Below are 18658 nucleotides of genomic sequence, written 5' to 3' on the forward strand. Positions count from 1 at the left end.
GTCGTGCACACAACCGCCGTGCACACAGCCGTACGCGTGGACCCTACGCCGTACGCGCGACCCCGGAAGGTGCCCGCCCCGGACCGTCGATGACCGCCCACCACACCTCACCACCGCCGCCCGGCCGGGACACGACCATCGTGCTCGACCTCGGGCCGGCCCCCCACGACGACCCGGCACTGGAGGTGCACGGCCCGCTGGACGGGGACCGGCTGGAAGCCGCCCTCGACCAGGTCGCCGTCCACCACCCCGACGCGCCGGCCCCGCCGCACCGGATCGACCGCCACGGACCCGTGCGCCACACGCTGCGCCTCTTTGCCGGGGCACCCGGCGCCGCCTTCCCCTGGGGCCTGCTCGCCGACCTGCTCACCCATCCCGCGCCCGGCACCCGCGCCGTCCGGTCCGTGCCGCCCACCACGCTCCAGCGCGAACTGCTCGCCGACGCCGACGCCCACCCCGGCCGTCACGTGGAACGGCTGACCTGGGCCTGGCACGGCCGGCTCGACCTCGACCGGTTCCGTGCCTCCTGGCAGTCCGTCGTCGACCGGGAAAGCGTCCTGCGCGCCGCCTTCGGCGACGGGTCCGAGCCGCTGCTCCTGCTCCACGACGACGTGGACGCCGACGTCCTGTGGCTGCCGCAGGGCACGGTGGGCTGGCCCGACCTGGTCGAGCACGACCTACGGCGCGGACTCGACCCGCGCCTGCCGCCCGGCCTGCGGGTCACCGTCCTGGGCGGTGGCTCGGCCGGGCGCGGCGGCGACACGCCGTCCAGGGTGCTGCTCACCTACCACCACGCGCTGCTCGACGACTTCAGCGCCCGCCTGCTCGTGCGCGAGTTCTACCGCGCCTACCTGGCCGGCGGCCGGCTGCCCGGCGGGGAACGACGCCCCGACATCCGGGACTACGTCCGCTGGCTGCACCGCCAGGACACCGCGCCGGCCCGGGACTACTGGTCGCACGCCGCACCCCGCGCCGACGCCGTCTCCCCCGTCCCGCTCACCGCGGCCCCCGGCCCGACCACCGGGCGTACCGAGGTGCGCCTGGACGCGGCCCTCACCGAACGGCTCACCGCCTGGGCCGCGCACTGGGGCAGCACCGAGAGCGGTGTCCTGCAGACCCTGTGGGCCGTGCTGCTGTACCGGGCCAGCGGCGCCGAGGGCCCGGCACGGGTCCGCTTCGGCGTCGCCGTCTCCGGCCGCGGCATCACCCTGGAGGGCGCCGAACGCCTGCCCGCCCCGCTGCGCGCCCCGCTGCCGCTGAGCGTCGAGGTCGACCCCCGGTCCACAGTGGCGACCCTGCTCGCCGAGGTGCGCGACCGGATCCTGGACATGGCGGCCTACGAATGGGTCTCGCCCGGCCAGATCCGCGACTGGTCCGCGTCTTCGGCGTCCGTGTCTTCGGCGGCTGAGCCTTCGCCGTCCGTGTCTTCGCCGTCCGTGTCTTCGGCGGCCGGGCCTTCGGCGGCCGATTCCTCGCCGTCCGTACCTCCCGTGCCCGTACCCTCCGCGTCCGCGCCTTCCGCGTCCGCGCTGCCGGACGGCAGCCTCCTGGTCTTCGAAGGCGGTCCCCGTACCGTCGACGACCTGACGGCCGAACTCGCCGCGCAGGGCGTCCGGGTGGGGCGGCCCGAACCGCTGGGCGCCCGGACCGCCTTCCCCGTCACGCTCGTCACCCGGCGGGACGACGACGGCGGACTCGTCCTGACCGCGTCCCACGACCGCTCCCCGTACGCCGACGCCACCAAGGCGCTCACCGACAGCGCGTCGCTGCTGACCGAGGTGCCCTACCTGGCCGCCGACTCCACCACCGTCGCCGATCTGCTGCGCCTGCTGTCCACCGCCCCCGACGTTCCCGTCCCCGCCGCGGCCGGCCCGTCCCACGCACCCGTGCCCGAGGCGCCGGCGGAACTCCCGCTCGTCCCGCTGCGAGAGGCCACCGGCCCCGGCGCGGGCACCGTGTGCCTCGTCCAGACGCACGGCCTGCCCCGGGCGCGCTACGAGCGGCTGGCCGAGACCTACCGGGGCCCCGAGTCGGTCGTCCTGCTGCGCACGACCGCGAGCGGCGGGCACGCCGTACCGGGCGTGCCGCACGACACCGGCCCCCCGCTCGTCCTCGCGGCCTTCTCCGGCGGCGGCACCGCCGCCTGCGAGATCGCCCGGCGCATCGCGACGGACGGAGGACGGCCCCCGCTCGTGGTGCTCACCGGCGCCACGACCGACGACGCCGCCTTCGCCCGGACGCTCGAATCCGTCGCCGCACGGGCCGGACACCCCAGGTGACCGGCCCGTCGGCGGCGCGGCGGCGGCCGGGTCCGCCGGCCGCCCTCAGAGGCCACACCACTGGAGAGTCATGTCCCGTCGCCTGTTCACCTCGGAGTCCGTGACCGAGGGCCATCCCGACAAGATCGCCGACCAGATCAGCGATGCCGTCCTCGACGCCCTGATCCGTGAGGACCCCGGCGCCCGTGTCGCCGTGGAGACGCTCATCACCACCGGTCAGGTGCACGTCGCCGGCGAGGTCACCACCACGGCGTACGCGCCGATCGCCCAGATCGTCCGGGACACCGTCCTGGCCATCGGCTACGACTCCTCCCGCAAGGGATTCGACGGCGCCTCCTGCGGTGTGTCGGTGTCGATCGGCGCGCAGTCCCCGGACATCGCGCAGGGAGTCGACACGGCCTACGAGGCCCGGGTCGAGGGCGAGGACGACGAACTGGACCGGCAGGGCGCCGGCGACCAGGGCCTGATGTTCGGCTACGCCACCACCGAGACGCCCTCCCTGATGCCGCTGCCCATCGAGCTGGCCCACCGGCTCTCCCGCCGCCTGACCGAGGTCCGCAAGGACGGGACCGTGCCCTACCTGCGCCCGGACGGCAAGACCCAGGTCACCGTCGAGTACGAGGGCAGCCGCCCGGTACGCCTGGACACGGTCGTGGTCTCCTCACAGCACGCCTCCGACATCGACCTCGACGCGCTGCTCACCCCGGACATCCGCCGGTACGTCGTCGAGCACGTCCTCGCCGAGCTGGCCGGGGACGGCATCAAACTGGAGACCGACGACTACCGACTGCTGGTCAACCCGACCGGCCGGTTCGAGATCGGCGGCCCGATGGGTGACGCGGGCCTGACCGGCCGCAAGATCATCATCGACACCTACGGCGGCATGGCCCGCCACGGCGGTGGCGCCTTCTCCGGCAAGGACCCCTCCAAGGTGGACCGTTCGGCGGCGTACGCGATGCGCTGGGTCGCCAAGAACGTCGTCGCCGCGGGGCTGGCCGAGCGCTGTGAGGTCCAGGTGGCGTACGCCATCGGCAAGGCCGAGCCGGTCGGCCTCTTCGTCGAGACCTTCGGCACCGGGCGGGTCGGCCAGCGGCGCATCGAGGACGCCGTCACCAAGGTCTTCGACCTGCGGCCGGGCGCCATCGTCCGCGACCTCGACCTGCTGCGCCCCATCTACGCCCAGACCGCGGCGTACGGACACTTCGGCCGTGAGCTGCCCGACTTCACCTGGGAACGCACCGACCGGGTCCAGCGGCTGAGGGACGCGGCCGGCCTGTGAGGACCGGCGCCGGGAACCGCCGGACCGGACCCCTCGACCGGTCCGGCCCGGCGGTTCCCGGCCCGCTCACCGGCCCCGTACCCGGCCCGCTCACCGGCCCCGTACCCGGCCCGCTCACCGGCCCCGGCCCACCAGGCTCGCGGCCAGCAGCACCAGGCACGCGAAGGCCGCCGACGTGGCGAAGCCGCCCGGCATGCCACCGGTGTGCGAGGACACCGTGACGAGGGCCGCGAGGCCGACCGAACCACCCACGGACTGCAGCGCGTTGAGCACTCCGGCGGCGCCGCCCGCCTCGTCGCCGCGCAGCCCCGAGGTGGCCAGCACGGTCGCCGGCAGCACACTGCACGCCATTCCGGCGCCGAGCAGCAGCAGCGCCGGCAGCACGGACGTGACGTAGGCGTCGTCCGTCGACAGCGTGGCCAGCCACAGGTTCCCGGCCGCCAGCATCGAGGCACCGGCCACCCACATCCGCCGGGCACCCGTGTACCGCTCCAGACGGGCCGCCGCGACCGCCGTGACCGCCATCGTGACCGGCAGCGGCAGCAGCGCGCAGGCGGTGGCGAGCGCCGACCACCCGTGCTCCCGCTGGAAGAACTGGTTGAGGAAGAAGTACGTCCCGATCAGCGCGCCCGGCACCGCGAGCGTACCCAGGTAGGCGAGGAGCCGGTCACGGTCGGCGAACAGCCGGGGCGCCACGATCGGCTGCCGGGCCCGCCGCTCGACCACCGCGAACACGGCCAGCAGCGCGGCCCCGGCGCCCACCCACCCGGCGACCCCCGGGTCGCTCCACGGCAGTTCGGCGGCCCGGGTCAGCCCGTACACCAGCGCCGCCGCGCCCGCCGCCGACAGCAGCGCCCCGGGCAGGTCGAACCGGCCGCGGTGGCGGGGCGTCTCGCGCAGCACCAGCGGCGTCAGCAGCAGGATCGCCAGGCCCACCGGCACGTCCAGCAGGAGCACCCAGCGCCACGAACCGAGCGAGGTCAGCGCCCCGGCGAGCAGCAGCCCGCCGGCCGTGCTGACGGCGCCCACGGTGGTGCACAGGGCGATGGCCCGCTTGCGGCAGCCGCCCTCCGCGAAGGTGCTCAGCAGCAACGCGAGCCCGCTCGGCGCCGCCAGGGCCGCCCCGGCGCCCTGCACGGCCCGCACGGCCACCAGGAACTCGCCCGACGGGGCCAGTGGCCGCAGCGCCGCGGCGACGGTGAACAGGGCGACGCCCGCCATGAACACCCGGCGGCGGCCCAGCAGATCACCGGCCCGTCCGCCGAGCAGCAGCAGCCCGCCGAAGGCCAGCAGATAGGCGTTGATCACCCACGAGGCGTCGACGGCGGACAGCCCGAGTCCCTCGCGCATGCCGGGCAGCGCGATGTTCACGATCGGGTCGTCGAGCTGGATCATCGCGTTGCACGCGGCGATCACCCCGAGCGCGGCGGCCGACCGGCCCCTGATGCGCGGACGGGGCGCGGGCACCTGCCGCGCCCGCGTGACGGGCTGCTCCGAAACCTGCGCGGTCATGGCGGCCTCCTGGCGTTGTGACGACGACCGACGAACGCCGGTCACCCTGTCAACGACCCCCGGAGAACCACTCAGGAACCGCTTGAGGACGGCCGCACCCGCACCGCCCCGGCACCGCTTTCGAGCGGCTCTCCAGCGAGTCTCGAGCGATTGCGGCCACGGTCGGTACCACGCGCGCGGTCAGGCCTGGATGATGGACGACGGCACCGCCCGCCGACCGCCCCCCACCACCTGGAGATGCCTGTGCGACTGTCCTCACCCACCGCGTCCCGGGCGCATTCCCAGCTCACCCTCGAGGAGGTCACCAAGCGCTACGACGACCACGTCGTGCTGGACCGTGTCTCCCTCACCGTCAAACCCGGTGAGAAGGCCGGTGTCATCGGTGACAACGGATCGGGCAAGTCGACCCTGCTGCGGCTGCTCGCCGGAGTGGAGAGCGCCGACAACGGCGAGGTGACCGTCGCCGCTCCCGGTGGCGTGGGCCACCTGCCGCAGCGCCTCGACCTTCCCGCCGGGGCCACGGTGCGGGACGTCCTGGACCGGGCGTTCGCGGACCTCAGGGACCTGGAGCGGCGGCTGCACGCGGCTGAGACGGCACTCGCGGGTGACGACGGCCCGCGCCGGATGTCCGAACTCGGCGATCTCCAGGCCGAGTTCGAGGACCGCGGTGGATATGAGGCCGACGCCCGCGCCGACGCCGCGCTGCACGGCCTGGGCCTGCCCGGCCTGGACCGGGACCGGGCCGTGGACACCCTTTCCGGCGGTGAGCGCTCCCGGCTGGCCCTGGCCGCCACCCTCGCCGCGGCCCCCGAACTGCTGCTGCTCGACGAACCCACCAACGACCTGGACGACCAGGCCGTGGACTGGCTGGAGAAGCGGCTGCGCGAGCACCGCGGCACGGTCGTCGTCATCACCCACGACCGCGCCTTCCTGGAGGCGGTCACCACCTCGATCCTGGAGGTCGACCCCGACCGGCGCACCGTCAACCGCTACGGCGACGGCTACCAGGGCTACCTGACCGCCAAGGCCGCCGCCCGGGCACGCTGGGAGCGCGAGTACCAGGACCACCTGGCCGAGATCGAGCGGCAGGAGACCCTGGCCGCCAACGCCGGACGGATGCTCGCCACCATCGCCAAGAGGGGACCCTGGGCGTTCAGCGGTTCCGAGCACCACCGCGCCCGGTCCTCGAGCACCGCCACCTCCGGCAAGGCCCGCAACGCCAACGAGCGGCTCAAGCGGCTCCAGGACAACCCGGTGCCGCGCCCGCCGGACCCGCTGCGGTTCACCGTGTCCCTCACACCGGCCGGCGAACCCGCGGCCGACCCCACCGCACCGCTGGCGGAGGTGACCGGCCTGGAGGTCGACGGGCGGCTGCGGCTGGACCACATGGCGGTCACCCCCGGCGAACGGCTGCTCATCACCGGGCCGAACGGCGCCGGGAAGTCCACCCTGCTGCGGGTCCTCGCCGGCGATCTGGACCCCGACCGCGGCACGGTCGCCCGCGCCGGGCACACCGGCTGGCTGCGCCAGGACGAGCTGCCCAAGCAGCCCCGCCGTTCGGTCCTCGCCGAGTTCGCCGACGGCCGCCCGGGCCACCCCGACGAGTACACGGACGAACTGCTGGCCCTCGGCCTGTTCCGGCGCTCCGAACTCGAGCTGCCGGTGGGCTCCCTGTCGGTCGGCCAGCGACGCCGCATCGACCTGGCCCGGCTGGTCACCCGCCCGGTGGACCTGCTGCTCCTGGACGAGCCCACCAACCACCTCTCGCCGCTGCTGGTGGAGGAACTGGAGGCCGCGCTGGCCGACTACACCGGCACGGTCGTCGTCGTCACCCACGACCGCCGGATGCGCCGCGCCTTCACCGGCACCCACCTGGAACTGGCGGGCGGCCGGCGGGTCACCGGCTGACGGCCGCCGCGGGCGGTCCGTGTCACACCTCGACGCGGACCGCCCGCGCCCGTGTCCCGTCCAGCAGCTCGGCCTGCCGCCGGGACTCCTCGCCCAGCAGACGCAACCGGGACGACACCGCGGCACGGTCCCGCACGGCGGCCGCGAAGAACCGCAGCACCGCCTCGAAGTGGTCCTCGGCCGGCACCGTGATCTCCTCCACGTCACGGCCGGACGCGAGACGGATCACCGGCGCGTGGCCGGCGGCCGTGGTGTAGACGTGCTCCACCGAGAGCGTGCCCTCGGCGCCCTGGACCTCGTACCAGGAGCGGTAGTGATGCTCCATGCCGAAGCGCAGGTGCGCCGTCGCGCCGTCGGGGGCGGTCAGCAGGACGGCCCCCGACAGGTCGACCCCGAGGCGCCGGCTGTGCCGCAGGCTCGCCCCGGCCACCGTGAGGCCGCAGCCGAGGAGACGCAGGGCCGCGCGCAGCGGGTAGACGCCGCTGTCCAGCAGGGCACCTCCCCCCAGCAGCGGGTCGTGACGCAGGTCGCCCTCGGGGCGGGGCGGGATGGTGAAGGCCGCCGACACCGCGCGCACGGGGCCCAGGACACCGGAGGCGAGGAGTCCGGTCACCTTCCGGTGGGCGCCGTGGTGCAGGAACATGAAGTTCTCCAGCAGCACCAGTCCCCGGTCGTCGGCCAGCGCGAACAGCGCTCGCGCGTCCGCGCCCGTGGCCGCCAGCGGCTTCTCCACCAGTACGTGCTTGCCGGCCGCCAGTGCCCGCTCGGCCCATCGCGCGTGCAGCAGGGTCGGCAGCGACAGGTAGACGGCGTCGACGTCGGGCCGGGTGAGCAGATCCTCGTACGAGGCGGCGGGCGTGCCGCCGAAGCGGTCCGCGTAGCCGGCCGCGCGCCCGGTGTCCCGGGCGGCCACGGCCGTCAGCCGCAGCTCCGGGGTGCGCAGCAGCGCGGGCAGGGTCCGGCGGGCGGCGATGTCCGAGCAGCCGAGCAGGCCGAGGCGCAGGGGAGGGGGCATGACCGTCCGTGGGTGAGGGGCCGTCGGCCGTCAGTAGAGGGTGTGGGCGCAGACCACCAGGGTCCGCAGCTCGACGTTGAGGTAGTTGCCGTGCGCCAGCAACTCGGTGAGCTGGGCGAACGTCAACCAGGCGTAGTCCTCGGGAGCTTCCTCGGGAAAGCCGTCGGGGGCCTCCACCACGGCGTAGCGGTTCTCCGCGTGGTAGAAACGGCCGCCTTCCTCGGACTGCACGGTGTCGTAACGGAACCGCTCCGGGGGCGCGGTGAGCACGTCCACGAGGAACGGCGGGAAGGGCTCGGAGCCCGGCCCGGTGTGGTCGGCGGGCCGGCAGTGCACGGTCGGCGCCAGCTCCGCCACGTTCAGGTGCCCCACGTCCACCCGGGCCTGCACCAGGGCGTGCAGGGTGCCGCGGATGCGCTTGACGACGAGGGCCATCAGCCCGGGAACCTGCGGCTGGATCATCGGCTGCGTCCAGGAGCCCACCTCCCGGTTGCTGGCCGCGACGTCCGCGCCGATCACCCTGAAGCGCCGGCCGCTCTCGTGTCCGATCTCGGTGCCGGAGAACAGCCAGCCGTCCTCCGCGACCTCCCGCAGCGGCACCCGCCGCTGGTCGAGTTCGCGCAGCGCCCGCACACCGGTGAGCCAGCTGTGGATCTCCGTCATGCCGTGCACCGACGGGGCGGCGGGATCGTGGAAGGAGCGCAGCACCGCGGCGGCGGCCGGATCGCCGTCCGGGTCGCCGGCCGGGTCCGGGTGGGCGCCGGCCGTCGGCAGACACGCCAGCACGGAGCGGCTGTCCATGTTGACCACGTTGTCCAGGCGCAGCAGCCGCAGCAGCTGGCCGAGGGTCAGCCAGCGGAACCCCTCGCCGGTCTCCACGTCCTCGTCGATCTCGACGATCATGTTGCGGTTGCGTTTGGCGAGGAACCAGTCGGCCTGCTCGGACTGGAGCACGTCCACCAGCACCCGGGAGCGGCCCCGCTCCAGGAACAGGTCCAGGAAGGGGATGCGCCGGCCCTGGTGCACTCCGGTGAAGTTGCTCCGGGTGGCCTGCACCGTGGGGGAGAGCTGGAAGGAGTTGACGTTGCCGGGTTCCATCTTGGCCTGCATCAGGAAGTGCAGCACCCCGTCGATCTCCCGGGCCACGATGCCCAGCAGACCCACCTCCGGCTGCACGATGATCGGCTGGCGCCGGCCCCGCGGGGGCAGGCCGTCGGCCGTCACGTGCAGGCCCTCCACGCTGAAGAACCGGCCCGACTCGTGCCGCAGGTTGCCGTCCGGCTCCTCGAAGTGCCAGCCGCGCAGCCGGGAGAACGGCACCGGGGTCACCCGGTACTCGCCCCGGCGGGCCTGCTCGGCCAGCCACGGCCGCACCCGGTCGGCCGGCATCGGCGCGCTCTCGGGTGTCCGGGCCGACAGCAGCACCCGGCGGGCCGTCAGGGCCCGGTCCGCGGCGAGGGACACCGGCCCGGCCGGTGCCGGCAGGTCAGTGAGCATCGCCCAGTTCCTCCTCGATCAGCGAGCAGATCCCCGCCGTGTGGTCGTTGAGGAAGAAGTGGCCGCCGGGCAGGACGCGCAGGTCGAACGGCCCCCCGACCACCTCCGACCAGCGCCGGGCGTCGTCGGGTGTCACGTTCGGGTCGGCGTCGCCGGTCAGTACGGTGGTCGGCACGGACAGCGGCGGGCCCGGCCGGTAGCGGTAGGCCCCGGCCATCGCGTAGTCGTTGCGGATCGCCGGCAGCACCATGCTCAGCAGTTCCTCGTCCTGGAGCAGCACCGGGTCGGTGCCCTGCAGACGGGTCACCCGCTCGACGAGCGAACGGTCGTCCAGCAGATAGGCCGTGTCGGTGCGCGGCACCACCGGCGCCCGGCGCCCGGACAGGAACAGGTGCGCCGGCGTCCGGCCGGACTCCGCGAGCCGCCGGGCCGTCTCGAAGGCCAGGGTCGCGCCCAGGCTGTGCCCGAACAGCGCGAACGGGCCTTGCGTCCACTGCCGCACTTCCGGCAGTACCGCCTCGACCAGCTCCTCGACGGTGGCGACGAACGGCTCGCCGCGCCGGTCCTGGCGGCCCGGGTACTGCACGGCCAGCACCTCCACGCCCGCCGGGGCCAGAGCGGCCGCGAAACGCAGGTAGGCGGAGGCCGAGCCGCCCGCGTGCGGGAAGCACACCAGGCGGACGGTCGCGTCGTCGCAGGGGCGGTAGCGGCGCAGCCATCCCGTGGGGACGGCGGCCGGCCCGCGCGCGGTGGTGGGGGCAGTCACGGTGGTGTCAGCTCCTCGGACGAGGGGGAGAGGGAGGGGGAGCGGGCGGCGAGTAGTGCGGCAGCCTGCCGGAGGCGAGGACCTCGGCGAGCGAGGGGGCGGCCGCGTCCTTGGCCGAGCGCACGGGCGGCCCGGCCAGGTCCCAGGGCAGTCCCAGCTCCGCGTCCAGGGCGTCCAGGTCGACCATCGCGCCGGGCACGTACTCGGTGGACAGCAGGTAGTTGACACAGGTGCCGTCCTCCAGGGCGAGGAAGGCGTGGCCGACGCTGCCCGGCAGGTACAGGGCGACCCCGTCGTCGGCCGACATCCGGGTCACCTCGTACCGGCCGAAGGTGGGCGAGCCCACCCGCAGGTCGACCATGACATCCAGCATCGACCCGCGCACGCAGGTCACCAGCTTGCTCGCGCCGTCGGGCACGTCGTTGCAGTGCACGCCGCGCAGCACGCCCTCGCGGGACACGGAGTTGTTGACCTGGCGGACCGAGAACGGCAGTCCGGTCCGCTCGGTGAGCACGCTGTACCTGGCGGCCTCGTAGAAGTGGCCGCGCTCGTCGGACAGCCGCTCGGGCAGCACCCGGTAGGTGCCGGGGATGCCGGTCTCATCGACGCGCACGGCCACCCGCCTCCCGCGCGTCCGCCTTCAGCGGCTCCCACCAGGCGCGGTTGTCCCGGTACCACGCCACCGTGTCCGCCAGCCCCCGGTCGAGGCCCGTCCGCGGGGCGTAGCCCAGCTCGGTGGAGATCTTCGTGATGTCCACGGAGTAACGGCGGTCGTGTCCGGCGCGGTCCGTGACCGGGCGTACCGCGGAGGCGTCCCGCCCGCACAGGTCCAGCAGCCGGCCGGTCAGTTCCCGGTTGGTCAGTTCCGTGCCGCCGCCGATGTTGTAGACCTCGCCAGGCCGGCCCTTCGCGGCGACCAGCGCGATGCCGCGGCAGTGGTCGTCCACGTGCAGCCAGTCCCGGCTGTTGCCGCCGTCCCCGTACAGGGGCACGGTCAGCCCGTCGACGAGGTTGGTGGTGAACAGCGGGACGAGCTTCTCCGGGAACTGGTACGGCCCGTAGTTGTTGGAGCAGCGGGTGACGCACAGCTCCAGTCCGTGCGTGCGGTGGAAGGCCAGCGCCATCAGGTCCGAGGACGCCTTGGACGCCGCGTACGGCGAGTTGGGCGCCAGCGGGTGCTCCTCCGGCCAGGAGCCGGTCTCGATCGACCCGTACACCTCGTCCGTGGAGACGTGCACGAACCGCCCCGCGCCGGCGCGGACCGCGGCGTCCAGCAGCGTCTGCGTGCCCTGCACGTTGGTGCGCACGAAAGCGGACGCGTCCTGGATGGAGCGGTCCACGTGCGACTCGGCCGCGAAGTGCACCACCAGGTCGACGCCGCGCATCAGCCGGCCGACCAGCGGCGCGTCGCAGATGTCGCCGTGCACGAACTCCAGCCGGTCGTCGGCGCGCACCGGGTCGAGGTTGGCCCGGTTGCCGGCGTAGGTCAGCGCGTCCAGGACCACCACCCGGGTCGCCGCCAGGCCCGGATAGGCGTCGGACAGCAGTTCTCTGACGAAGTGCGAGCCGATGAAGCCCGCTCCTCCGGTCACCAGGACACGCATCGGCAAGGGCCTTTCACGAAGGGGTGGTTGGGTGGGGGCGTGCCGCTCAGGCGGCGGAGAAGCCGACGGCGTGCTCCGAGGCCCGGGCCGCGGCCCGGCGGGCGGTCTCCTGTACGTAGCGGCCGTAACCGGACTCGCCCAGCTCCCGGCCGAGCGCGTGGCACTGCTCCGGACCGATGAAACCCATCCGCAGGGCGATCTCCTCGACGCACGCGATCCGCTCGCCCTGGCGCTGCTCCAGCAGCTGCACGTACTGGCCGGCCTGGAGCAGGGAGTCGTGGGTGCCCATGTCCAGCCAGGCGAAGCCGCGCCCCAGAGCGGTCAGCCGGGCCCGGCCGGCGGCCAGGTACGCGCGGTTGACGTCCGTGATCTCCAGTTCGCCGCGCGCGGAGGGGACGAGCGACCGGGCGATGTCCACCACGTCGTTGTCGTACAGGTACAGGCCGGTGACCGCCAGGTTGGAGCGCGGCTTGACCGGCTTCTCCACCAGCGACAGCAGACGTCCCTCGGCGTCGACCTCTCCGACTCCGTAGCGCTGCGGGTCATTGACCGGGTAACCGAACAGCTCGCAGCCGTCCAGCCGGGCCGCGGCCTGGTGGATCACGGACGAGAAGCCGGGGCCGTGGAAGACGTTGTCCCCCAGGATGAGCGCGACCGGGCTGTCCCCGATGTGCTCCTGCCCGATCAGGAAGGCCTCCGCGATGCCCCGCGGCTCGTCCTGGGCGGCGTAGCTCAGCTCCAGGCCGAGCCGCGAGCCGTCGCCGAGCATCGAGCGGAACATACCGAGGTGGTCCCGGGCCGAGATGATCAGGATGTCCCGGACACCAGCCAGCATCAGCACCGACAGCGGGTAGTAGATCATCGGCTTGTCGTACACCGGGAGCAGTTGCTTGGAGATCGTGCCCGTCAGCGGGCGCAGCCGGGTGCCGCTGCCGCCGGCCAGGACGATCCCCTTCATCGGCCGCCTGCCCGGCCCGGTACCGGCCGCCTGCCACGGCGCCGGCCCGGCCGGGGTGACCGAGGTGTTCCGTACAACGTCAATCATGACTGGTCTCCGTCGCCTCGCGGACCGCCGCGATGACGGCCGTGACGTCCTGCGCGGTCAGTTGCGGCCCCATGGGCAGGCTCAGCACCTCGTCGGCCAGGCGCTCACAGCGGGGCAGCGGCCCGGTGGCCGCTCCCGCGTACGCCTCGGACCGGTGCACGGCCACCGGGTAGTGGACCAACGTCTCCACCCCGGCCGCCTCCAGAGCGGACACCAGCGAGGCCCGGCGCGCGGCACGCACCACGTACTGGTGCCACACCGGCTCGGCCCACGACCGCACCGCGGGCACGGCCAGCCCCGGCAGCCCGGCCAGACCCTCGGTGTAGCGGGCCGCGACCTCGGCCCGGCGGGCGTTCCACCGGTCCAGGTACGGCAGCTTCACCCGCAGCGCGGCGGCCTGGATCTCGTCGAGCCGCGAGTTCCTGCCGGGCACCTCGTGCCGGTACTTGACCCGCGAACCGTAGTTGCGCAGCAGCCGGACCCGCTCCGCGAGCCGCGCGTCGGACGTCACCACCGCGCCCGCGTCGCCCAGCGCCCCCAGGTTCTTGCCCGGGTAGAAACTGAACGCGGCCGCGTACCGGGCCCCGGCCCGCCGGCCCCGGTACCGCGCTCCGTGCGCCTGCGCCGCGTCCTCGAGAACCGGGATGCCCCGGGCGGCGGCCACGGCGTCGATCGCGTCGAGGTCCGCCGGATGCCCGTAGGGATGCACCGGCATGACGGCCCGCGTCCGCGGGGTGATCGCGTCCGCCAGCCGCTGCGGATCCATCAGGTACGAGTCGGCCTCCGGTTCCACCGGGACCGGCCGCGCCCCGACCGCCGACACCGCCAGCCAGGTGGCGATGTAGGTGTGCCCCGGCACGATCACCTCGTCCCCGGGACCCACCTCCAGGGCCCGCAGGGTCAGCTCCAGCGCGTCCAGGCCGCTGCCCACGCCGACACAGTGGTCGTTCTCGCAGTAGCGGGCGAACTCCTCCTCGAACGCCGACAGCTCCGGACCCAGCAGATAACGGCCCGAGCGGGCCACCCGCAGCACGGCGGCGTCGACGCGCTCCTGCACACCGTCCAGCGCGTGCAGGTCCCGCAGGTCGTGGAAGGCCACCCGCCTCGCGCGCGCCGGCGCCGCGGCGGTCACCGCGGCCTCCCCGCGGCGGCCCGGAACTCGGCGTAGTCGCGGTAGTAGTCCGCCTCGTCGTAGTGCAGCGAGGCCAGCACGAGAGCCACCGCGCCCGGCGAGAAGTCCTTCAGGTTCCGCCACACCATCGGGCCGACGTACAGGCCCCGCCCCGGGTCGTCCAGCCGGTAGTCGGCCTGGTTCGTCCCGTCGTCCACGGTGATCGTGAAACCACCGTGGACGGCGATGACCAGCTGCTCCAGCGCCCGGTGCGCGTGACCGCCGCGGGAGGAGCCCACGTCGGGGTCGTGCAGGTAGTACACCCGCCGGATCGGGAAGCCGGCCGTCCATTCGGACTCCACGACCGAAAGGCTGCCCCGTTCGTCGACGTGCTGCTCCAAGTCGATGACGGTGCAGGGCCGCAGCCCGCCCACCGTCACTTCCGTAGTCATCCCCACCGCCACGATCGAGCTCCCTGTCTGAGGGCCCGCTCAGCCGCGGGCGACGGAGACCGGCAGATGACGGGCGGTCAGCTGATCCGCCTCGTAGAACTCCGCCCGGTCGTGGTGGACGGTGAACGAGGAGAACGCGTCGAAGACCAGATTGAGGAAGACCTTCGCCTCCATACGGGCCAGGAACGCGCCCAGGCAGTGGTGGATGCCGTGACCGAACGCCATGTGCTTGTTGGCCGAGCGGTGCACGTCGAAGGTGTCCGGGTCCGGGAACTGACGCGGGTCACGGTTGGCGGACTGGCTCCACGCCACCACCATCTGGCCCGCCTTCATCGGCACACCGAGGATGTCGGTGTCCTCCTTCAGCAGCCGGAAGATGTTGTTGAACGGGCTGCGGAAACGCAGCGTCTCCTCCACGGCCGCCGGGATCAGCGACCGGTCCGCGCGCAGCTCCGCCTGCGCCCCGGGGTGCTGGTCCAGCACGATGAACAGGTTGCTCAGCAGCGTGGCACTGGAGATGTGACCGGCCGTCAGCAGCAGGGCGACGATGTTGACGATCTCCTCGTCGGTGAGCCGGCGCCCGTCGACCTCGGACTCGATCAGACCGCTCATCAGGTCGTCGGCCGGCCGCTCCCGCTTCTCGGCGATCTTCGCGTAGAGATAGGCCGCCCACTCCTTGATGGCCGGGCCCATCGTCTCGGCGAAGTCGTCCGGCAGGTTCGGGTACTCCATCCCCTCGTTGTTGAGGATGACGTCGACCCACTCCCGGAACAGGTCCTGGTCCTCGGCCGGCACCCCCAGCAGCTCCGCGATCACCGTCACCGGCAGCGGATACGCCAGGTCCGTCACCACGTCGACCTCGGTGCGCCCCTCCAGGTCGGCCAGCAGCCGACGGGTGATCTCCTCGATCCGCGGCTCCAGCGCGGCCATCCGGCGCGGGGTGAACGCCTGGCTGACCAGCTTGCGCAGCGGGCCGTGCCGGGGCGGGTCGATGCCGCCGAAGGTACCCGGGCCCATCAGCAGGGCCAGCTCCTCGGGCACCGGGAACACCGGCGAGAAGTCCGAGGAGAAGAGTTGCGGGTTGGTCGAGACGGTGTTGTAGTCCTCGTAGGAGAACACCTGCCACGCGAACCGCGTCGCGTCCCAGAACACCGGCGCCTCGCGGCGGGCGCGCGCGAACCAGTCGAGCAGCCGGGCGGCGTCGGCGTCGGCCGGCTGCGCCAGCGGGTGGGGTGTCTCGGCGTCGTCCGGGCCGGTCTCGGCGGTGACCTCGGCGGTGACCTCGGCGGTCTGTGTCGTCATGTCGCTTCCTGAGGGTCGTGAGAAGTCGGAGAGTGGCTTGTGCCGCGGCACTCAGGCCGCGGCGGCCGCAGCCGGAACGAGCAGTGCCTCGACCGCGTCGGCGGCTGCCGCGGGACCGCCGGCGGCCTCGATCTCGCCGCGCAGCCGCGCCACCGCCGCCCGCACCTCGGCACTGCCGGTCAGGGCCAGCGCCGTCTCGCGCAGCCGCTCGGGCGTGACGTCCTTGCGCAGGACCTTGGCACCCACACCCAGCTGCTCGGCGCGGGTCGCGGTCGCGTGCAGCTCCGCCATCTGCGGTACGGCGATCACCGGCACGCCCTCGGAGACGGCCTGCAGCACGGTGCTCGTACCGCCGTGGTTGATCATCAGGGAGGCGTGCGCGAGCACCGCGCCCTGCGGCGCGAAGTCGTACACCCGGATGTGCGGCGGAACGTCGCCGAGTTCACCCTCGGCCACCCCGCCCGCGTGCGTGACGACGACGTCCCAGTCGGTGTCGCGGAAGGCTTCCACGCAGGCCCGGAAGAAGGCCGGCTGCTTGTTGTACAGCGTGCCGAGGCTGATCAGCACCAGCGGCCGGCCGGTGCCGGGCGGCTCCCACTCGCCGTGGAAGGAGTTGGCGCTCGTGCACGGGCCGACGAACCTGACCTCCTCGTCGAAGGTGTCGCCCGCGTACTGGAACGCCCGCGGCAGGTACACCAGCGCCGGACCCGAGTGCACCTCGGCCGCGAAGTCCCCGATGGACTTCTCCACCCGGTGCTCGGCGAGCAGCTCGGCCACCGCCTCGAACAGGGCGCCCGTGCGCGGGTCCTCGGCCTGCTCCTCGGCCGTGTCCACCGGCGGATGCAGCGACCAGTGCTCGTTGGCCACATAGGTCGGGGTGCTGCGGATCACCGGCACACCCCACTTGGCCGCCAGGATGTGCCCGCTCCAGAACGACGACGGATCGCACACGAACACGTCGGGCCGGCCGTCCCCGTCCCCGCCCCCGAAGTGCCGTTCGAAGTCCCCCAGTGTCTGCCGGGTCAGATCCAGCATCCACGTCATCATGTTCACGAACTCCTGCTGGTCCGTGTACTCGGCCGCGTCCTGCTTCGGCACCATCGTGTCCCAGAAACGGTCCTGGTCCAGGGCGTACGGAAGGAACTCGGCACCCGTGGCGAGAACCCGCTCTCGGTAGTTCTCCGACAGGGCGTAGGTGACCCGGTGTCCGCGCGCGACGAGTTCCCTCGCCACGGACAGCGTCGGATTCACATGACCTGCCGCGGGGAGAATGAAAAAGGCGATGTGCGCCATCGGGCCAGCCCTTCGAGGCGAATCGGATACGACGTGCCGGCACACCCCCGACCAGGGGGCGAGACACCACGGCCGCCGGTACTGACCCGGCGCGGTCACCAGCCGGCCGGTGGTGCCTGACCACCGTGTACCAGCGCCCTCTAATGCTCGTCGCTGGTCGCTCGCATTCCGCTCCAGCGCCGCTCGAATTCCCGTTTTCCATGGTCGTCGGTTGGCACAATCCCTTTCCTGCCCGCGATATCCGTGCCGCGGCGCCGTCGGGTGCTGTTCCGGTGAAAGGTCCCCCCCCCCGGGTCCGTACACAGAGGAGATTCCGCCATGACCTGCCCTCATGCCGCCGCGGCTGTCGGAACCGTCCGCGCCTACCCCTTCGGCGACCACGCCGACCTGCGACTCGACCCCGCCTACGCCGAACTGCGCGCCACCTCGCCCGTGGCCCGCGTCCGCATGCCCCACGGCGGCGAGGCATGGCTGCTGACCCGGCACTCCGACGTCAAGAAGGCCTCCGCCGACCCCCGGCTGAGCATGCACGCCGCCGCCGACTGGGACGTGCCGCGCGCCGCGCCCCGCGCCCTGGACTCCGTCGGCCTCATGGGCATGCCCTCCGAGTCGCACGCCCGGCTGCGCCGCCTGGTCTCCCGCGCCTTCACCGCCCGCCGCGTCGCCGCCCTGCGCCCCCGCATCGCCGAGATCACGCACCACCTCATCGACGACCTGATCGCCGACGGCGGCCCCGCCGACCTCGTGGCCCGGCTCGCCCTGCCCCTGCCCACCGCCGTCATCTGCGAGATGCTCGGCATCCCCCGCACCGACCAGCACATATTCCGGTCCTTCACCGAAGCTCTCATGTCCGCCAGCCGCTTCACCGAGGAACAGGTCGCCCAGGCCGCCGAGGAGTACGCCGACTACCTGCGCGGCTACGTGGCCCAGCGCCGCGCCCACCCCGAGGACGACCTCCTGAGCGCCCTCGTAGAAGCCCGCGACGAGGACGGACGGCTCAGCGAGAACGAACTCCTCATGCTCACCGGCGGCATGCTCGTCGGCGGGCACGAAACCACCGCCAACCAGCTCGCCGGCCAGGTCCTGGTACTCCTCGACGACGACCGCCGCGGCTACGAGCGACTGATCGCCCGCCCCGACCTGGTCCCCGCGGCCGTCGAGGAACTCCTGCGCTACGTCCCCCTGTGGGCCAGCGTGGGCCCGAGCCGCGTCGCCACCGAGGACGTCGAGATCGGCGGCGTCACCATCCGCGCCGGCGAGGCCGTCGTCTACTCCCTCGCCTCCGCCAACCGCGACGAGACCGTCTTCGAGACCCCCGACGACGTGGCCCTCGACCGCGCCGCCAACCCCCACATCGCCTTCGGCCAGGGCCCCCACTTCTGCCTCGGCGCACCACTGGCCCGCGCCGAACTCCAGTGCGCGCTCGAGGCCCTCACCGGCCGGCTCCCCGCACTGCGCCTGGCCCGGCCCGCCGCCGAACTCGACTGGCACCGCGGAATGCTCGTCCGCGGCCTTGTCGAACTCCCCGTCACCTGGTGATTCCAGCGGCGCTCTTGCCGCATTCCCCATTCTTGCCCGTGGGCCCTCGCACCTCA

15 protein-coding genes are annotated in these 18658 nt (G+C 73.4%); 4 read left to right on the forward strand and 11 right to left on the reverse strand.

All coding sequences use genetic code 11. The features are described from left to right. Positions 1–89 precede the first annotated feature (89 nt). Complete coding sequence (locus QC283_RS12790; protein WP_279561589.1) at positions 90–2279, forward strand: condensation domain-containing protein; 2190 nt, start codon at positions 90–92, stop codon at positions 2277–2279. A 70-nt stretch (positions 2280–2349) separates the two neighbouring features. Next, positions 2350–3558, forward strand: a complete 1209-nt coding sequence (gene metK / locus QC283_RS12795) for a methionine adenosyltransferase (RefSeq protein ID WP_279561590.1) — start codon at positions 2350–2352, stop codon at positions 3556–3558. Positions 3559–3672: 114 nt separating this feature from the next. On the opposite strand, the gene QC283_RS12800 is transcribed toward metK, so the two are convergent. Then, a complete protein-coding gene (locus QC283_RS12800) occupies positions 3673–5070 on the reverse strand; it encodes an MFS transporter (protein ID WP_279561591.1) in 1398 nt (465 codons plus the stop codon). A gap of 237 nt (positions 5071–5307) precedes the next feature. Between QC283_RS12800 and abc-f the strand changes: the two genes are divergently transcribed. Next, on the forward strand, positions 5308–6978 hold the full coding sequence (abc-f, locus tag QC283_RS12805) for a ribosomal protection-like ABC-F family protein (protein WP_279561592.1): 1671 nt from the start codon (positions 5308–5310) through the stop codon (positions 6976–6978). A 22-nt stretch (positions 6979–7000) separates the two neighbouring features. On the opposite strand, the gene QC283_RS12810 is transcribed toward abc-f, so the two are convergent. From QC283_RS12810 to QC283_RS12855, 10 genes are all read right to left on the reverse strand, one after another. After that, positions 7001–7993, reverse strand: a complete 993-nt coding sequence (locus tag QC283_RS12810) for a Gfo/Idh/MocA family protein (RefSeq protein WP_279561593.1) — start codon at positions 7991–7993, stop codon at positions 7001–7003. Positions 7994–8023: 30 nt separating this feature from the next. Continuing rightward, the gene (locus QC283_RS12815; protein ID WP_279561594.1) at positions 8024–9490 is read right to left on the reverse strand and encodes an NDP-hexose 2,3-dehydratase family protein; all 1467 of its coding nucleotides are present in this window, start codon (positions 9488–9490) and stop codon (positions 8024–8026) included. Further along, complete coding sequence (locus QC283_RS12820; RefSeq protein ID WP_279561595.1) at positions 9480–10256, reverse strand: thioesterase II family protein; 777 nt, start codon at positions 10254–10256, stop codon at positions 9480–9482. Before QC283_RS12820 ends, QC283_RS12815 begins: the two co-directional genes overlap by 11 nt. A 7-nt stretch (positions 10257–10263) precedes the next feature. Further along, positions 10264–10869 (reverse strand): dTDP-4-dehydrorhamnose 3,5-epimerase family protein, encoded by a 606-nt coding sequence (locus QC283_RS12825; RefSeq protein ID WP_279561596.1) that lies wholly within the window; start codon positions 10867–10869, stop codon positions 10264–10266. Next, positions 10856–11860 (reverse strand): dTDP-glucose 4,6-dehydratase, encoded by a 1005-nt coding sequence (gene rfbB / locus QC283_RS12830; RefSeq protein WP_279561597.1) that lies wholly within the window; start codon positions 11858–11860, stop codon positions 10856–10858. Before rfbB ends, QC283_RS12825 begins: the two co-directional genes overlap by 14 nt. Positions 11861–11906: 46 nt before the next feature. Then, positions 11907–12818 carry a glucose-1-phosphate thymidylyltransferase RfbA gene (gene rfbA, locus QC283_RS12835; RefSeq protein WP_279561718.1) on the reverse strand — a complete coding sequence of 304 codons (912 nt, stop codon included), beginning with the start codon at positions 12816–12818 and terminating at the stop codon, positions 11907–11909. A 79-nt stretch (positions 12819–12897) separates the two neighbouring features. After that, entirely contained in the window at positions 12898–14037 is a 1140-nt protein-coding gene (locus QC283_RS12840) for a DegT/DnrJ/EryC1/StrS family aminotransferase (protein WP_279561598.1), read from the reverse strand. Further along, on the reverse strand, positions 14034–14468 hold the full coding sequence (locus tag QC283_RS12845) for a sugar 3,4-ketoisomerase (RefSeq protein ID WP_279561599.1): 435 nt from the start codon (positions 14466–14468) through the stop codon (positions 14034–14036). The genes QC283_RS12840 and QC283_RS12845 overlap by 4 nt, the downstream gene beginning before the upstream one ends. A 39-nt stretch (positions 14469–14507) precedes the next feature. Beyond that, positions 14508–15770, reverse strand: coding sequence for a cytochrome P450 (locus tag QC283_RS12850; protein ID WP_279561600.1), 1263 nt, complete (start codon positions 15768–15770; stop codon positions 14508–14510). A gap of 51 nt (positions 15771–15821) precedes the next feature. Then, positions 15822–17396 carry a macrolide family glycosyltransferase gene (locus QC283_RS12855; RefSeq protein WP_336620641.1) on the reverse strand — a complete coding sequence of 525 codons (1575 nt, stop codon included), beginning with the start codon at positions 17394–17396 and terminating at the stop codon, positions 15822–15824. Between QC283_RS12855 and QC283_RS12860 the strand changes: the two genes are divergently transcribed. Continuing rightward, positions 17382–18602 carry a cytochrome P450 gene (locus QC283_RS12860; protein ID WP_279561602.1) on the forward strand — a complete coding sequence of 407 codons (1221 nt, stop codon included), beginning with the start codon at positions 17382–17384 and terminating at the stop codon, positions 18600–18602. The two genes, QC283_RS12855 and QC283_RS12860, sit on opposite strands and share 15 nt — an antisense overlap. The last annotated feature ends 56 nt before the right edge of the window (positions 18603–18658 follow it).

This window comes from Streptomyces sp. DH41, assembly GCF_029813785.1.
GTDB lineage: Bacteria > Actinomycetota > Actinomycetes > Streptomycetales > Streptomycetaceae > Streptomyces.